Source organism: Alicyclobacillus acidocaldarius subsp. acidocaldarius Tc-4-1, assembly GCF_000219875.1.
GTDB lineage: Bacteria > Bacillota > Bacilli > Alicyclobacillales > Alicyclobacillaceae > Alicyclobacillus > Alicyclobacillus acidocaldarius_A.
Genome location: NC_017167.1, coordinates 144,385 through 158,898 on the forward strand (window position 1 = coordinate 144,385; position 14,514 = coordinate 158,898).

The 14,514-nt window shown below is 53.7% G+C and carries 15 protein-coding genes and 1 pseudogene; 11 read left to right on the forward strand and 5 right to left on the reverse strand.

Annotated elements, in window-relative coordinates; all coding sequences use genetic code 11:
* Positions 1 to 117 precede the first annotated feature (117 nt).
* The 7 genes from TC41_RS00640 to TC41_RS15520 all read left to right on the forward strand — a co-directional run bounded on the left by TC41_RS00640 (position 118) and on the right by TC41_RS15520 (position 7,589).
* Positions 118 to 477, forward strand: a complete 360-nt coding sequence (locus TC41_RS00640) for a response regulator (RefSeq protein ID WP_014463038.1) — start codon at positions 118 to 120, stop codon at positions 475 to 477.
* 134 nt (positions 478 to 611) lie between these two features.
* Positions 612 to 1,067, forward strand: a complete 456-nt coding sequence (locus TC41_RS00645) for a chemotaxis protein CheX (RefSeq protein WP_041694834.1) — start codon at positions 612 to 614, stop codon at positions 1,065 to 1,067.
* Positions 1,068 to 1,114: 47 nt separating this feature from the next.
* Positions 1,115 to 2,857: a protoglobin domain-containing protein gene (locus tag TC41_RS00650; RefSeq protein ID WP_014463040.1), complete on the forward strand. Its 1,743-nt coding sequence runs from the start codon at positions 1,115 to 1,117 to the stop codon at positions 2,855 to 2,857.
* A gap of 76 nt (positions 2,858 to 2,933) precedes the next feature.
* Positions 2,934 to 4,931, forward strand: coding sequence for a chemotaxis protein CheA (locus TC41_RS16990; protein WP_014463041.1), 1,998 nt, complete (start codon positions 2,934 to 2,936; stop codon positions 4,929 to 4,931).
* A gap of 30 nt (positions 4,932 to 4,961) precedes the next feature.
* Positions 4,962 to 5,429 (forward strand): chemotaxis protein CheW, encoded by a 468-nt coding sequence (locus TC41_RS00660; RefSeq protein ID WP_014463042.1) that lies wholly within the window; start codon positions 4,962 to 4,964, stop codon positions 5,427 to 5,429.
* A 525-nt stretch (positions 5,430 to 5,954) separates the two neighbouring features.
* The gene (locus tag TC41_RS00665) at positions 5,955 to 7,100 is read left to right on the forward strand and encodes a methyl-accepting chemotaxis protein (RefSeq protein WP_014463043.1); all 1,146 of its coding nucleotides are present in this window, start codon (positions 5,955 to 5,957) and stop codon (positions 7,098 to 7,100) included.
* Between the two features lie 63 nt (positions 7,101 to 7,163).
* On the forward strand, positions 7,164 to 7,589 hold the full coding sequence (locus TC41_RS15520; protein ID WP_237699988.1) for a TIGR03826 family flagellar region protein: 426 nt from the start codon (positions 7,164 to 7,166) through the stop codon (positions 7,587 to 7,589).
* Between the two features lie 90 nt (positions 7,590 to 7,679).
* Here the strand turns inward: TC41_RS15520 and TC41_RS16080 are convergent, their stop codons facing one another.
* Positions 7,680 to 8,120 (reverse strand): YfmQ family protein, encoded by a 441-nt coding sequence (locus TC41_RS16080; RefSeq protein WP_158306703.1) that lies wholly within the window; start codon positions 8,118 to 8,120, stop codon positions 7,680 to 7,682.
* Positions 8,121 to 8,579: 459 nt separating this feature from the next.
* On the opposite strand from TC41_RS16080, the pseudogene TC41_RS00670 reads away from it, so the two are divergent.
* Positions 8,580 to 8,939: pseudogene (locus TC41_RS00670) on the forward strand (IS66 family transposase); the annotation flags it as partial.
* 224 nt (positions 8,940 to 9,163) lie between these two features.
* Here TC41_RS00670 and tnpC read toward each other — a convergent pair.
* Genes tnpC through tnpA form a run of 3 tightly spaced genes read right to left on the reverse strand, consistent with a single transcriptional unit; the run spans position 9,164 to position 11,523 of the window.
* A complete protein-coding gene (tnpC, locus tag TC41_RS00675; RefSeq protein WP_014463046.1) occupies positions 9,164 to 10,789 on the reverse strand; it encodes an IS66 family transposase in 1,626 nt (541 codons plus the stop codon).
* Positions 10,790 to 10,834: 45 nt separating this feature from the next.
* Complete coding sequence (gene tnpB, locus TC41_RS00680; protein ID WP_014463047.1) at positions 10,835 to 11,197, reverse strand: IS66 family insertion sequence element accessory protein TnpB; 363 nt, start codon at positions 11,195 to 11,197, stop codon at positions 10,835 to 10,837.
* Positions 11,191 to 11,523, reverse strand: a complete 333-nt coding sequence (gene tnpA, locus TC41_RS15525; protein ID WP_148260084.1) for an IS66 family insertion sequence element accessory protein TnpA — start codon at positions 11,521 to 11,523, stop codon at positions 11,191 to 11,193. The genes tnpB and tnpA overlap by 7 nt, the downstream gene beginning before the upstream one ends.
* A gap of 229 nt (positions 11,524 to 11,752) precedes the next feature.
* Between tnpA and TC41_RS00690 the strand changes: the two genes are divergently transcribed.
* Positions 11,753 to 12,115, forward strand: coding sequence for a DUF2508 family protein (locus tag TC41_RS00690; protein WP_237700067.1), 363 nt, complete (start codon positions 11,753 to 11,755; stop codon positions 12,113 to 12,115).
* A 71-nt stretch (positions 12,116 to 12,186) separates the two neighbouring features.
* A complete protein-coding gene (locus tag TC41_RS00695; protein WP_237700068.1) occupies positions 12,187 to 12,402 on the forward strand; it encodes a pro-sigmaK processing inhibitor BofA family protein in 216 nt (71 codons plus the stop codon).
* On the opposite strand, the gene TC41_RS00700 is transcribed toward TC41_RS00695, so the two are convergent.
* On the reverse strand, positions 12,385 to 14,079 hold the full coding sequence (locus TC41_RS00700) for a putative polysaccharide biosynthesis protein (protein WP_014463051.1): 1,695 nt from the start codon (positions 14,077 to 14,079) through the stop codon (positions 12,385 to 12,387). The two genes, TC41_RS00695 and TC41_RS00700, sit on opposite strands and share 18 nt — an antisense overlap.
* A gap of 213 nt (positions 14,080 to 14,292) precedes the next feature.
* On the opposite strand from TC41_RS00700, the gene TC41_RS00705 reads away from it, so the two are divergent.
* The gene (locus tag TC41_RS00705; RefSeq protein WP_014463052.1) at positions 14,293 to 14,514 is read left to right on the forward strand and encodes a sigma factor G inhibitor Gin; all 222 of its coding nucleotides are present in this window, start codon (positions 14,293 to 14,295) and stop codon (positions 14,512 to 14,514) included.

Below are 14,514 nucleotides of genomic sequence, written 5' to 3' on the forward strand. Positions count from 1 at the left end.
TCGACAAGACTGTTGTACAAAAATAGCGTCACGAGCAGGGTTACGAACGAGCCAGGGATACATAGAATTGGTTTTGTAATTTTTTATATAAATTCAGCTAGATAGGGTGAAAAGTTTATGGCGCGTATTTTGGTCGTCGATGATGCTGCATTTATGAGGATGATGATTAAGGATATTCTCGTGAAACATGGACACGAAGTGGTTGGAGAAGCCTCTGACGGCGAACAAGCAGCGAAGCTATACCAAGAATTGCACCCCGATTTGGTCACCATGGATATCACCATGCCGAATGTGGACGGAATTGAAGCAGTCAGGAGAATACGAGCGATGGATCCGCAGGCTCGTATCATCATGTGTTCAGCAATGGGGCAACAAGCGATGGTACTGGACGCAATTCGGGCCGGGGCGAAGGATTTTGTTGTGAAACCCTTCCAAGCAGACCGAGTGATAAACGCTGTCGAAAAGGCCTTACAGTAAGGCCCGCAGATACACTCTGATATCTCTTGCGCTCAGAGAGTGGCAAAACGCGATAGTGAAACGAAGACTACTTGGCGGCAGGCTGCGCAACGGTCATGTGGGGTTTATGTTGATACATCAAGGAGGTTTCGTAGGTGCCACAAGCTGTGTTACCTGAGGTATTGAATACGTCGTTTGAAGCTGCAAAAGTAGTATTTCCTGTACCTTTTGTTAGAGAGAAATTGGAGGTGGTCAATCAATATATCCATAGCGAAGAACTTGGAGTGCTGATTGGCCTCACGCACGATCTGCAGGGCCGGCTGATTATCGAAGGTCGTGCGCCCGTGTTTCAAGCCTTAGGTGTCGCGATGTATGGGATGGAATTAGCGGACACCATGTTGGAATCTTTTGTTGGCGAAATTGGAAATATGGTGGCGGGTAATATGTCGACGCGTCTAGCGGAGAATGGGATTCATGTGGAAATTAGTCCGCCAACCGTCATAGTGGGTCCCACCAAGCTGACGGGGTTCGTTACGGCAGCGAAGGTTCCTCTACATCTGGAGAACATCGGGCTCATTCATGTGATTCTCATATTGGACGAATCAGAGTAAATGGACAGGCTATTCGTTGAGCAGAGGACCGAGAGGAGATCACGCGGGTGTTTCTCAGGCAAAAGACGAATGTTGTTTTCGCTACGGAAAACAAAGATGACTATGTACATACAGACCTAGAAGCATTGAATGAAAAGCTGTCTTTTCTACGAGTCACACAAGAGGATCTTGCTCGAGTTCGAGATGTCTCTTCATTGATAGAGCCTTATCTTGAACAGATCGCAAAGCGACAATACGACACCATTGAGAAGTTCCCCAACCTGAACAAGATCATCGTAGAACATAGTCACAGGGAGCGTCTGGAACGTACCTTTGTCGATTATTTCAGAAGGCTATTTCGTGCGGATGTCGCGGACAGCGTATTTTGGCAAGAGAGAAAACGAATAGGTCGTGTTCATAGCCGTATTCACGTGACCGCGGACTGGTACATTGGTTCCTACATGCGGTTGTTTGAATATCTCATTCCGGCAGTCGTGAATCAATGGCACGGGAAACCGCGAGAACTGTCGGATACCTTGCTGGCGTGTTTGAAAATGGTATTCCTTGATATGCAGGTCATCATGGAAGCGTATGAAGAGGAAGAACTACAAGTTGGATATATAGAAAATGTATCAAACGTGTTAGAGCTCATTTTAGGAATCGAGGACATTCTCCCAACAAAACATGCGATTGAGCAAGTCGCTTCGGATTCCGAGAATATCTCGGCTGCAACAGAACAACTATCTGCTTCTGTTCGCGAAGTGGCGGATTACGCGGTGAAGGCCGCGGAACACGGGGACCGGGTTATGCGGGACGCGCAAGCGGGCGGTGAAGTCGCGCGTACCGCTTTGGAAGGGATTGTTGCATTACGGCAAACGTTCGACCAGTTGCAATATCAATCGACTGCAGTGGTTTCGGCAGCTGAACGCATTTCAAGTGTCTTGGAGCTGATTCAAGAAATCGCAGAACAAACGCATGTCCTTTCGTTGAATGCCGGAATTGAAGCCGCAAGAGCAGGCGAACACGGCCGTGGTTTTCAGGTCATTGCCTCAGAAGTACGGGCTCTTGCAAATCAAACGAGAGACTCGATTCAGGAAACGATGGATGTCATTCAGAACGTCCAAGACGCAGCTCGAACGATGAACCAGGTCACCCAAGCGGTCTCCATGGAGCTGGTCGATAAAGTGGGTACAGCCCAACAGGCAATGGGAGTGATTGAGAACATCGTTTCTGAAATCCACCACATCGTTGAATACATGGGGAATATTGCGGCGAGCGCCGAAGAACAAGCTGCAGCTACGGAAGATATTGCTTCACGTGTGGTCGATATCATGGACGGGGTGACCGATGTAAATCAAAGGATAGATGGGCTAGGGAAAGGCATGTATCGAACCGGTGTGCAAGTGAACGATTTGCGTAATGCGATGGTCGAACGCATCGCGAATGCCCATCACGATCGGATGCTCCTTCGGATTGCCAAGACAGACCATCTTTTGTGGAAGTGGTGGTTGCACAACTATATGATGGGCTACCACGCCATGGAGGAGAAGCAACTGAAAGACCACCACGAATGTCGTTTAGGGAAATGGTACGATGCGGCAAAGGGACATTCCAGTTTCGCAGCTAATCCGTTATTCCAACGTCTTGACGAACCTCATCAAAGGATGCATCAACTGGCATCCGAGATCTATCACGCTCTTCAGCAGGACATCCGTTCAGACGTCAGTGCGAAGCTGCATGACTTGGAGGAAGCTTCACAAGAAGTTGTCCGGCTCTTGGATGCCCTGTATGAAGAACTAGAGAGGCAATGATTATCATGATAGATACAGTCGTCAAACTCAGAGGTTTTATCGTTACTCGACTGTTGCTCCATCTGGGGGGAGCCATGTGAACCGTGAATACCTGGACGCGTTCTTGGCCGAGTCGACGGAAAATGTCGAGAAACTAGAAGATGGGTGTCTGGAGCTTGAACGCCAAGGTCCGGAGCCTAACCTTGTTGCTGAGCTTTTTCGAGCGGCGCACACACTAAAAGGCATGAGTGCCACGATGGGATTTTCTTGCCTGGCGGAGCTCACACATCGAGTCGAGGATGTGTTCGGTTTGTGGAGAGATCATCCTGAGAGCTTTCAGCCAGAGCAAGTGGATATCCTGCTCCAAGCGATTGACCGAATGCGGGTTCACCTCGAGGCCATTTCGACGTCTGGGAGTGAGCCTGATCTCAAAGACGACGATGTGATGGCTTCTCTACAAACTGCTTTCCAAGCAAGAGAACCATTGCACCCGAGTCAAAGAAACGGGCTAGAAGAGGACATAGCGCGGTATGCAACGGAAGCCGAACGACAAGGCAAGGTCGCCTATCGGCTTCACATTCAACTCACCTCTGATTGCATGATGCCTGCCGTTCGGCTTGCGATGGTGTACCAGACGTTGAAGGATTCCGCGGACATCGCCGCAGCGGAACCGACAGAAGATGCGGTGTGGGCAGGAGATGTGCAAACGACAGAAGCGTATGTCGTCATCTATTCAGAACGCGACGAGATCGAACAGATTCAGAAAAAAGTGCTCGACATCACGGATGTCGCTCGCTGTGATGCTGAAAGATTGGTTACATCAAGCGGAAGCTCAAATCGGAAAGATTCACACGGAGAATTAGGTTCTCAAGAAACCCAGTTCCAATCGATGTCGACAACTCCCACAGAATCCGCGGCTCGTCCTAGGAGCAACGATAGCCGCCCCGATAGGTCGATTCGCGTTTCCGTGCGTCGGATGGACGCGCTTCTGAACACCATGAGTGAGATGGTTATCGCGAAAACCCGTCTGGATACGATTGCGGCTGCCTCGAACGATCCGGCGTTGCGGGAGGCCGTGGAACGCTTGGATCGATTGACGAAGGACCTTCAGGATGAGGTGATGCAGCTGCGGATGGCTCCGGTTGAGTCGGTGTTTCATCGTTATCCGCGAATGATGCGAGACCTGGAGCGGAAGCTGAATCGGGAGTTCGACTTTGTCATGACGGGGCTTGAGACGGAAATGGACCGTATCGTGCTTGAAGAGATGGGCGAAGCCATTGTCCATTTGTTGCGCAACGCGGTTGATCACGGTCTTGAGCCTCCAGAGGTGCGTGAACAACGGGGAAAGTCGCGTCGTGGAACCATTCGACTGTCGGCCTATGCGTCTGGCGGACACATCTACATCGAGGTTGCGGATGACGGATCGGGTATCGATCGAACTCGCGTTCTTCAATCCGCGATAGCAAAAGGTGTGATCACATCCGAGGAAGGCGCGACCATGTCCGACGAGGCCGTGTATGAGCTGCTGTTTCGATCTGGATTCAGTACGGCGAAAGAGGTGTCGGACATTTCCGGTCGGGGCGTCGGCCTTGACGCGGTGCGCGATAAAGTGGAGTCGCTCGGTGGGAAAATCCGCATCGATACGGAACTCGGTCGCGGCACGACGTTTGTGATCGAATTGCCACTTACACTCGCGATTCTTCCGGCGCTTCTCGTCTCCGTGCGAGGGCAGACATTTGCGATTCCCATGGCGAATGTTGACGAGGTGGTGCGACTCCGAGAAGCAGACGTACGGTATGTGCAAAACGAGCCTGTATATCCAAGTGGGGACAGGATTGTGCCGATGGTCGACGTGGCGGAGTGGCTTGGACTTGGCGTGAGACGGTGGGTGTTTCCGCAGACTGCGGTGGTATGTCGGAATGGGAAACAGAAGTTTGTGATGGTCGTCGATAAGGTTCTGGATGAATTGGAGATTGTGAACAAGCCTCTTGGTCGTTACCTGGAGGGTGTCCGTGGTTTTTCAGGAGCGACCATTCTCGGCGACGGCAAAGTGTCGCTCATTCTCGACGTGCGGTCCATTGGGCAATCCGCATGAGGGAAATCGAATGGGATCAAGGAGGGATGCATGGTGGAGTCCTATGTGATCATGCGGGTGGGTGAAGAACGCTATGGCGCGCATGTGTCGCAAGTGCAATCGGTGGAACGGCTCGGGGAGATCACGCCTGTCCCGCGCACGTTGAGCTTCATCAAAGGCGTGATCCACTTACGCGGTTCAGTCGTGCCAGTGATCGACCTCGCAGAACGCGTGGGATTCACGCATCGAGCGCAGGACGCCAACGAAATGCGTGTTGTGATCGCAGAAGTCGAAGATAGAGTCGTTGGCATGATTGTCGATGGCGTGGAAGACGTCGTTCAGATTCCACCAGAGACCATTGAACCTCCACCGGCCGTGGTAGGTGGTTTACAGGCGGTGTATCTCAAAGGCGTAGCTCGCGTAGGAAATGACCTGTTGGTTCTTCTCAACTTGAATCGCGTCTTTTCTGCGGCCGAATCGGAACAGCTGAAGCAGATTGAACAGTTCATCACGAGTTAAACCGCACCACATGTTTCGCAACAGATGGAGATACATAGTATGGGGGTTTAACATGGCTCAACAACCATTCTCACGACGCCAACTACATCAGCAATGGCAGTCCGTTGAACGGGCCGCTCGAGAGGTCGAACGACTCATCACACATCATGGGGGACTGACGGACCAAGCTAAGCACGATATCCGAGCGAAACTAGATGAACTCTTAGGCAATCTGGAGTATTTCTTTCTCATTCGGCGAGATGGATATGCGGAAGTGCATACGAATCGATTACGAGAAGGTGTCTATTTTACGGACGAAGTTGGGTTGAAGTGTGCCTCTATCACGGAGACCACCGCATTTGATTATCCCCGTAACACGGGAGAACGGATTATTGATATCTCCACACCGGTTTATGTCAACGGACAATCACCTTATGTACTTCGTTCTGGACGTGTATTCCCAACTTTGAGTCGACAATTCAAAGGGCCTATCCCTTTTTCTTAGCCCAATTAGCCGGCATTACATGCGCTCTTGTTGATCCTTCCATGCGTGCCGTATCTGTCGGGCTGTTTGGTGTTGCGACTGTTTTCGCGCTCATAGAGTTTGTTCGATTCGAAGTTCATTATAAGAGCTGGATCAAGTTCATGCGTGAAATCAGTCATGGTCGTCTCGGCAAACGTATGCATCCCAAGACACGTGATGAGTATGGACAATTGGCGTTTGAACTGAATAAACTGGCGATCGGATTCGAAGATATGCTCCGTAGGATGATGAATGCCTCAAATCAATTGATGGATAGTGCTCAAGAACTCGAAAGCAGTGCGCAGCAAAGTACTGCCGCTCTGCAAAGCATTGCCGCTTCCATGCAAACCACCAGCGTCAGCGCTGAAGAACAAACGCAGCATATGCGGGACACGATGACCGAGGTGCACCATGTTCAGAAACAAATTCAGGAGCTCAACGACTTTATACAAGCTGTAGCGTCTACGGCAAAAGATGCAATGCAGCGAGCGGAAGAAGGAAACGCTTCGTCTGCACGTTGGGTAGAACGTTTGCAAGCCATTGTGGACCAAGCCACGAGCCTTTCGCAATCCATTGACTCTCTCGATCACATTATGTCCGTGATGGCGGATGCTCTCTCGACGATTCAGAAGATCACGCGGGACACGCATCTATTGGCCCTCAACGCATCCATTGAAGCCGCTCGAGCCGGCGAACATGGGAGAGGCTTCGCAGTTGTCGCAACGGAAGTGCGTAGGTTAGCCAATCTGTCCTCAGAACATACCAAGAAAATCGAGACGCAGGTTGCTCAAATACCCAACATTCTTGAGCAGGTACGCAATAACATGAGTCAAACAGCGACGTCTATCCAAGAGGGTATGACTGCCGCCATCGAAACAGGTAGTGTCCTGACAAATATTCATCACGCGATCTCAGATGTTGCAGAGGATACAGCGCATCTTCGCTCAGTGATTCACGATATATTCCAAAGCGGAAAAAATATGATCGAGATCTTAGAAAGCACTCATGCACTCTCGAACGTCGTACGAGAACAAACCGAGTCAGTCAGTGCATCAACCGAAGAACAGTATGCGATTACGGAGGAAGTCGCACGAGCGGCATCGGTGGTATTCCAGTCAACGCGAGATCTACGTGCTATCATTGAGCGTTTTGAGTTTCAATCGCCATAATGCATAGTTTACAGGATGCTAGTAATTGCCAGGGCTAGCGGCAAAGCACTGCCCCGAGAATAGATGGATGTAAAGGAAACCGGAGGGATAGGAGTGGCGCTTGCCAACTGCCGCCGATGTGGGCGACTCTTCAATAAGACGAGCCACGATGTATGTCCGAGTTGTATCCATGAAGAAGAAAACAAAATCGCCGAGATCCGCGACTACCTGAGAGAACACCCTCTAGCCAACATCTACGAAGTCTCACAAGGCACTAGTGCAACATATGAAGAGATCGTCGATCTCATCCGTAGAGGCAAGCTTTTGCTACGTCAATATCCGAACATGACGTACCCATGTGAAAGATGTGGTGCACCAACGCAATCTGGGCGGTTGTGTATGAATTGCGCACAAGAATTAAGCTCAGAGATTCAAATGGGCGAGAGAACATATTCTGCGAACAAACCATATAAAGAGAACCATAACAGGGGGTTCTATAGTCGGGAATGACCTTCCCTGAGGGAGATTATTCATGAACCAGAGATACACTGAGGAACCCGATGGTCGGAATCAGTGCCGCTGGTGTCTGTTAGATAACACTTAACCTACGCTCTGGCGTTCTACATGTGTGCGTAAAATCTCCTCGAGTGCTTGGGAGGATACCTGAAACGTGATGTTTCGCCTACGCAAGTGACGTATGAACTGAATCTTGCTATCTCCAAGCAAAAAAGCAGTGAGGGAAAATGTGCGACTTCCTTCCTTGATGTGTATGTTTATGGGGTTATAATTTGATCCAGTAAATTCCGGCCGTTCAGTAAGATAGATGGCTTGATTCCAGGCTTGAATAAACTGCAGGCGTTCATCAGAAGACAGTTCTGCGCCATTCAAAGACACAGACTGAGTTTTAGATGATTCCAAGGTCGGATAAATTGACACGGACGATAGCCATCGATTAACCCATGCACTCGCTGGATTGATTACAAGCACCAGAACGGGGATTACCACTGCAGCTAAGTATGCTATCCAGGCTGGAATCGCCAAGTTCATAACTCCTTTCGGTACATACATGAGTCTTTGAGACGTAAAATGCCCCTTTCTCCTAGTTGCTAGCAAGGTAAATATAGGCATTCAAAGAAAACGCGTTCAAGATGAGTTGCGTTGATAATTCTTTACTGTGTTTGCTAACGTAAAAGTTGACCACGTGGGGGTACATTGACAACCAAAAAGTTGACCACCCCGGCACCTCTGTCCTGTACCCTGGAGTTTGGTCCGAACTCTGGGGAGACAGGAGGAGGTAGGTAAGCGTCTGTCAACATCGGTTGTAAAATCCCCAATAACATCGGATGAGAATTCCCCAAGATCATCGGCCTCAATTCCTCAAAATCATCGGGATGAATTCCCCACCCCCATGTCGAATCGTGGCACCTGTCATCCATTCATGGGAGGTGCCCGTCATGAGGGAGGACGAGAGGATGAAAGCCATGTGGGTCTCAGTTTACGCTTACGAAGAGCGCGTTAGGACGGGCGGTGAATTATGGCCTGAAGCAGTGGCCCAAGCTGATTCGGTACGTCGAAGACGGGCATTTGGAGATCGACAACAACCGATGCGAGCGGTCATTGAAGCCGTTTGTGATCGGACGGAAGAACTGGCTTTTTGCCAATACGCCGCGAGGAGCACGGGCCAGTGCTGTGACATACAGCATCGTGGAGACAGCGAAGGAGAATGGACTGAATCCGACCGCGTATTTGACGTATCTCTTTGAACGGATGCCGAACATGGACCTCAAGGATGAAGCGGCGTTCGAGGCATTGTTGCCTTGGTCAGAAGGGCTCCCTGATGGGATTCGAGTGAGAAATTGAAAATTACAAAGGCCCTGCCCGATTGACGGCAGGGCGTCTTCGTGAATGCGATGCGCAAGGTGTGGTTCGGTTGACGCGTAAACGTCAACCGAACTACACCTTGACTCATGTGTCAGGCGTGGGGCTGAGCATCCGCCCGGCTCCGCATGGGTGCTCAAGGACTCGTCCTTCCATACGAAAGGCCCGCCGTCGCCGGCAGGGCCTTCGCTGATGAATTTGAAATTTCACCTCTTCACTCGAATCCCTTCCGGAAGCCCTTCTGACCAGGGCAACAATGCCTCGAACGCCGCTTCATCCTTGATGTCCATATTCGGCATCCGTTCAAAGAGATACGTGAGATACGCGGTCGGATTCAGTCCGTTTTCCTTCGACGTCTCCACGATGCTGTATGTCACAGCACTGGCTCGCGCTCCACGCGGCGTATTGGCAAAAAGCCAGTTCTTCCGTCCGATCACAAACGGCTTCAATGACCGCTCGCATCGGTTGTTGTCGATCTCCAAATGCCCATCTTCGACGTACCGAATCAGCTTGGGCCACTGCTTCAGGCCATAGCTCACCGCTCGTCCTAACGCGCTTTTCGGCAACACCTGCTGTTCCTGCTTTTCAAGCCATGCCAAAAACGCGTCCAGGATGGGCTTACTTTTGGCCATCCGCACACGTTGCCGCTCTTCGGCGCTTGCGTTCTTCAGCTTCTTCTCCACCGCATACAGCGCGTTGCAGAAGGACAGTCCTTCTTCCGCCGCCGTCTTGCCCTTTCGCTCCTTGGGAGGCACTGCCTTGAGGGCTTCGTCAAATTTCCGCCGCGCATGTGCCCAACATCCGACAAGGGTGACATCCGGTAAGCCCTCATATCCCGCGTATCCATCCACGTGCAGATACCCTTGAAACCCTGCCAAGAACCGCCGCGGATGGTCCGCACTTCGCGTTTCCTGGTAATCGTACAGGACAATGGGCGGTCCATTCATACTGCTGCGATATACCCACATGTACGACTGGGTCTGCGCTGCGCGCCCGGCTTCATGTAACACTTGCAGGGTCGTTTCGTCCGCATGTAGATAGCGCTGAGCCAAGAGCACTTGGCGCAATTTCGCATAGAGCGGCTCTAACCATGTCTCCGCCGCGTGCACCACCCAATTCGCCAGCGTCTGGCGGGACAGCGGATACCCGTGCCGCGCAAACTGTTGCTCTTGCCGATACAGCGGCATCCCGTCGACAAATTTCTTCGTCATCACATAGGCGACCGCTTCCGGCGTCGCGAGACTTTTCGCCTGCACCGGCTTCGGCATCGGCGCGCGCACTACGGGGGTCTCCACGTCTTGCGCTTCACAGTGCCGGCAGGCGTACACGTACCGCACGTACTCGACTTTTTTCATCTGCGCCGGGATGATTTTCACGCGCCGCGTGACCTCACGGCTCATCTCGTGAAGCTCACCCGCACATTTCGGGCAGACTCGCTCGTCATCTGACAGTCGGTATTCGACGACCTCGTCTGCTTCGCCCTGATACAGCCAGGCGTCACGCTCCCGCGCCGCACGAGGCTTCCGGCGCTTATACGTGATGGTCTCCGTCTCCACGCCTTCTGACGTCGCGTCCGTATCGCTTTCCTCGGTCTCCTCAGAAGCTGTGGCGTCCGCCTCGACTTCGGCTTCGTTGAACAGCGAGAGCTGGACGCTGTCCGACTCAGCCTGGGTCTTGCGGCGCTTTTCACTGGAAGGCCCAAACAGACGATGACGGAGCAGATGGATCTGCTCCTCCAAGTAGGCCACCTGTTGGCGCAATTGCTCCTTTTCCCGCTGAAGGGCCTCGTATTCTTGTTCGGTCATGGTGATGGTGCCGTTCTCGTGCGTCATGCCCTAAGCATTCGACAACGTGGATCCGATTCCTCCTTGTCCCGTTCAAATCGCAGAACGGGCAGGCACAGCTCGATGCGCTTTGGGCTGCTCGAGTGGAAGGCCATCCAGGAGCCAGTTCAGCTCTCGCCGTGTAATCACCATGGTCTTGGCATCGCCAGTCTCTGGCCAATCGAATCGACCGCGCTCTAAGCGCCGATAGTACAGCCAAAAGCCGTTGTGCGACCAGTGCAGGATTTTGAGTTTGTCCCGTTGCCGATTGCAGAAGACAAACAGGCATGGCGAAAACGGATCGAGTTGAAACGACGCCTGAACGAGTGCGGCAAGTCCGTCAATGGATTTGCGCATGTCCGTGGCGCCGCAGGCGAGATACACGCGGTGATCCGAAATCCAGTCGAAGGCTAGCAAACGTGCATCACGAGCCGAATGAGCTCAGCAAGTGTCGAGGCGTCGTAGCCGGGACGGACGTCAATCTCGACCGAACCAATGCGCAGGGTCAGGGGCGAACGGCTTACATCCGAAGGTGATGAGGCTGTCACGACCGATACGAACGTCGCGTCATGCGTGCCAGGTGCGGTTTCGTTTCGTAGTCGGCGAAGCCAGTACCAGAACTGATGGGGTTTCAGACCGTGCTCAGCGCAAAACTGACTGGCGGACTGGCCGCTGTCGTAGAAGGCAGCGATACGTTCACGCCAAAGTTCACGACGCTCCTGGTGAGATATGTGCTCTCGCATACAAGAACCCTCCCGATGCTTGATGAGCCCATTTTCAAGCAGCAGGAGGGCAAACACCATGTGGGTTTGGTTTGACGCTTACGTTGACGCTTACGGCTCAAGCGCAAGATCTCTTAAGCATCCAATTGTTTCCCCGCTCGTGTCTCATCCTGGACATCGCCACCAGTCATATTCCGCGTCCCTCTCGTCTATGATGTACTAACTTGGACAAGGGAGGGACCGGAGCGTGATGCCATCGGACCCCAAACCGTCTCCACAAGCTTCTGCTGCGCACACGGTTCTGCCGTGGGCGCGAAGGCGATCCGGCACTTCCACCCTGTCGGAGACCGAACGCTGCGTGCGACCGGACCAGCCGGATTCCATGGATCGGCAGCGTTTTCTCCGCGAGGTTCTGAAGAGCTGGCGCGAGCTCGAGATCGCGAGGCGGCAGTTCGAAAGCGTCTCGGATCCACTGCTCATCGACCACGTCGTGTTTCGCATGAGCGCCGCCGAACGCCAGCTCAATTACCTATTTCGGCTTGCGCGGGAATACGGGATCTCGTTCGACGGCCCCGAGTTCGACTGGACCTCCGACGAGTGGCGCGTCGAGTGACGCGAGGAGGATCGCCCATGCATGTATCATCCGTTTGGCTTTGGTGCGGCGCCGTGGTACTCGGCGCCTTCATGGCAAGCCAATTTTTCCAAAAGCCCAGTCGCGCGCTCCTGTGGATGCTACGCGGGCTCCTAATTGGATGTCTGCTCATGGCAGTGGTCGACGCCATAGGCAGTTACCTCGGCTTCCACTTGCCTCTCAACCCCATCACCGTTCTTGCGGCTGGCTTTCTCGGACTGCCGGGGCTCGCCGCGCTTGTCGTACTTCACTTATGGGTACTTGCGTAGCCGCTCTGTGCCAGGCCGCCGGGGCGGCTTGCGCAATCTGCGGGCCATTTTGCCGAGATACTTGCCGACGCCCGGCACGCTGCGAAACTCTTCCTCCGTCATCACGCCGGATCGCGCCACGAGCAGCAGGTAGACGAGCGCGCCCACTCCTCCCGCGACCAAGAGCTCGATCACGGCCGCCAACCGCCCCTCCACGCCGTGCCCCGCATGCAGCAACCGCCCAAGTCCGTAGTCTGCGCCAAACATCGCGATGGCCGCGACGAGCGCCGACCGGAAGAAGGGACGCATGAGGCGGCGCAGCGAGAAGTGCACTTGACCATACTTGCGCACCGCGGCCACGTTGAGAAGAGACGAGACGATGTATCCGCATGTCGTGGCAAGGGCCGCGCCGAGCGCGTTGTGCAAGCCCAAAATCAGCGCGAAGTTCAGCGCAGTTTTGATGCCCAGGCCGAGGAACATGTTCCGCACGGGGCGGTACATCTTGCCGAGGCCTTGCAGCACGTAGGTGGAGATGAGCTCCATGCTGGCGAAAATGCTCATGAACGAAACCGTCGAGATGATGTCCGATCCGGCCGTTGTCCCGAACAGAGCCAGGTTAATCGGGCGACTGAGGACAAGCAGTGCCGCCGACGTGGGAAAGCTCATGAGGAACATCGTTCTCAGTGTGAACGTGATGTTCATCTGCAGGTCCGCCTGGCTTCGTTTCGCTTTCGCTGCTGAAACGCTAGGTAGCACCGATACGCCGATGGCGTAGGCGAAGGACATCGGCAACATGACGAGGTACATCGCCTGACGTGTCAGGATGCCGTAGTTGGCGACTGCCTGGGCGTAGCTCTCGCCGCTCACTTGGAGAAGATTGGTGACTGTCCACGAGTCGACTAAGTTGGCGATGGGAACGACTAAGCCGCCCAGGCTGACGGGAAGCGCAATGTGGTACACCATGCGCAGGATCTGCCTGCTGCGAAATGGGCTGTCGTCGTAGCCTAGCGGTCGCTCGCGCCTCCGAATCGGAAGGGCAAACGCCACGAGCAGAATGAGGCCCGCTAGTCCGCCCACAAACCCTCCGAACGTCGCCGCCGCTGCACCGTACACCGCGCGATCCCGGTGCCACACATCCACTACGAGATAGGCGCCTACCACCATCGCGATGACGCGGAACAATTGTTCGAACGTCTGCGAATACGCGGGCCCTTCGAGGCGCTGAAAGCCCTGGAGATAACCGCGCAGACCGCTCATCGCGGGGATGACAAGCAACATAAGCGACACCGCGCGCAGACTTGGCACGTTTTGCTCCACGGACGCCGCGCTGTCCTTGAGCGACACCATGTGCGCGAAGATCGGCGCTCCGAACCACATCACCGCGAAAGCGCAGACACTAAAGATCATGAGGGAGCGCATTGTGACGCGGTAAATGTGTTCCACCACCGCGCGTTCCCCACGCGCTCTGCGTTCGGCAATGAGTTTTCCCATGGCGAGCGGAAAGCCCGAGGTCGCAAGTTGCTGAAGAATATTGTAAACGGCGTAGGCGTTTCCGTAGATGCCGTTGCCTGTCGGTCCGATGATCGCGGTCACCGGAATGACCCAGACGAGCCCCAACACCTTCGCCAGGGCCACACAGATGACATACAGAGAGGTTCCGCGAGCCAGTTTGGCCGTACCCGATCCGGGCGAGTTCACCTCTCCACCCCCATTTCGAAGAGATTATAGCACGGAGCCTTACCCGAAGCCCGAATCTGTGGCTAGCTTCGGACCCACGCGCGTGACACGACATACGGTGGGAGTGTGGCCATGGAAACGAACGTCGCGGACTGGCGTATGCGGAGGCGGATTTCGTGCAACAATGGACATGTGCGGGCGACAAAATGGCCTCTCTGAGAAGGTGATGGTGCGATGAGAGAAATGGCGGATCTCGAGGAGCTTTGGGGTACGGCTCTTCCCTCGGACAACTGCATCATCTGCGGCCGTACTGGACAAGAGGGCATGCGGGTGTGCGGGCAACTGATTTGCCACGCGTGTGAGCGCGAGATCGTCCAGACAGATGTCGAGGACGAGGCCTATCGCCGCTATGTGGAGCAGATGAAGCTGATTTGGCTATCGGCTTTGTCGCTGTGA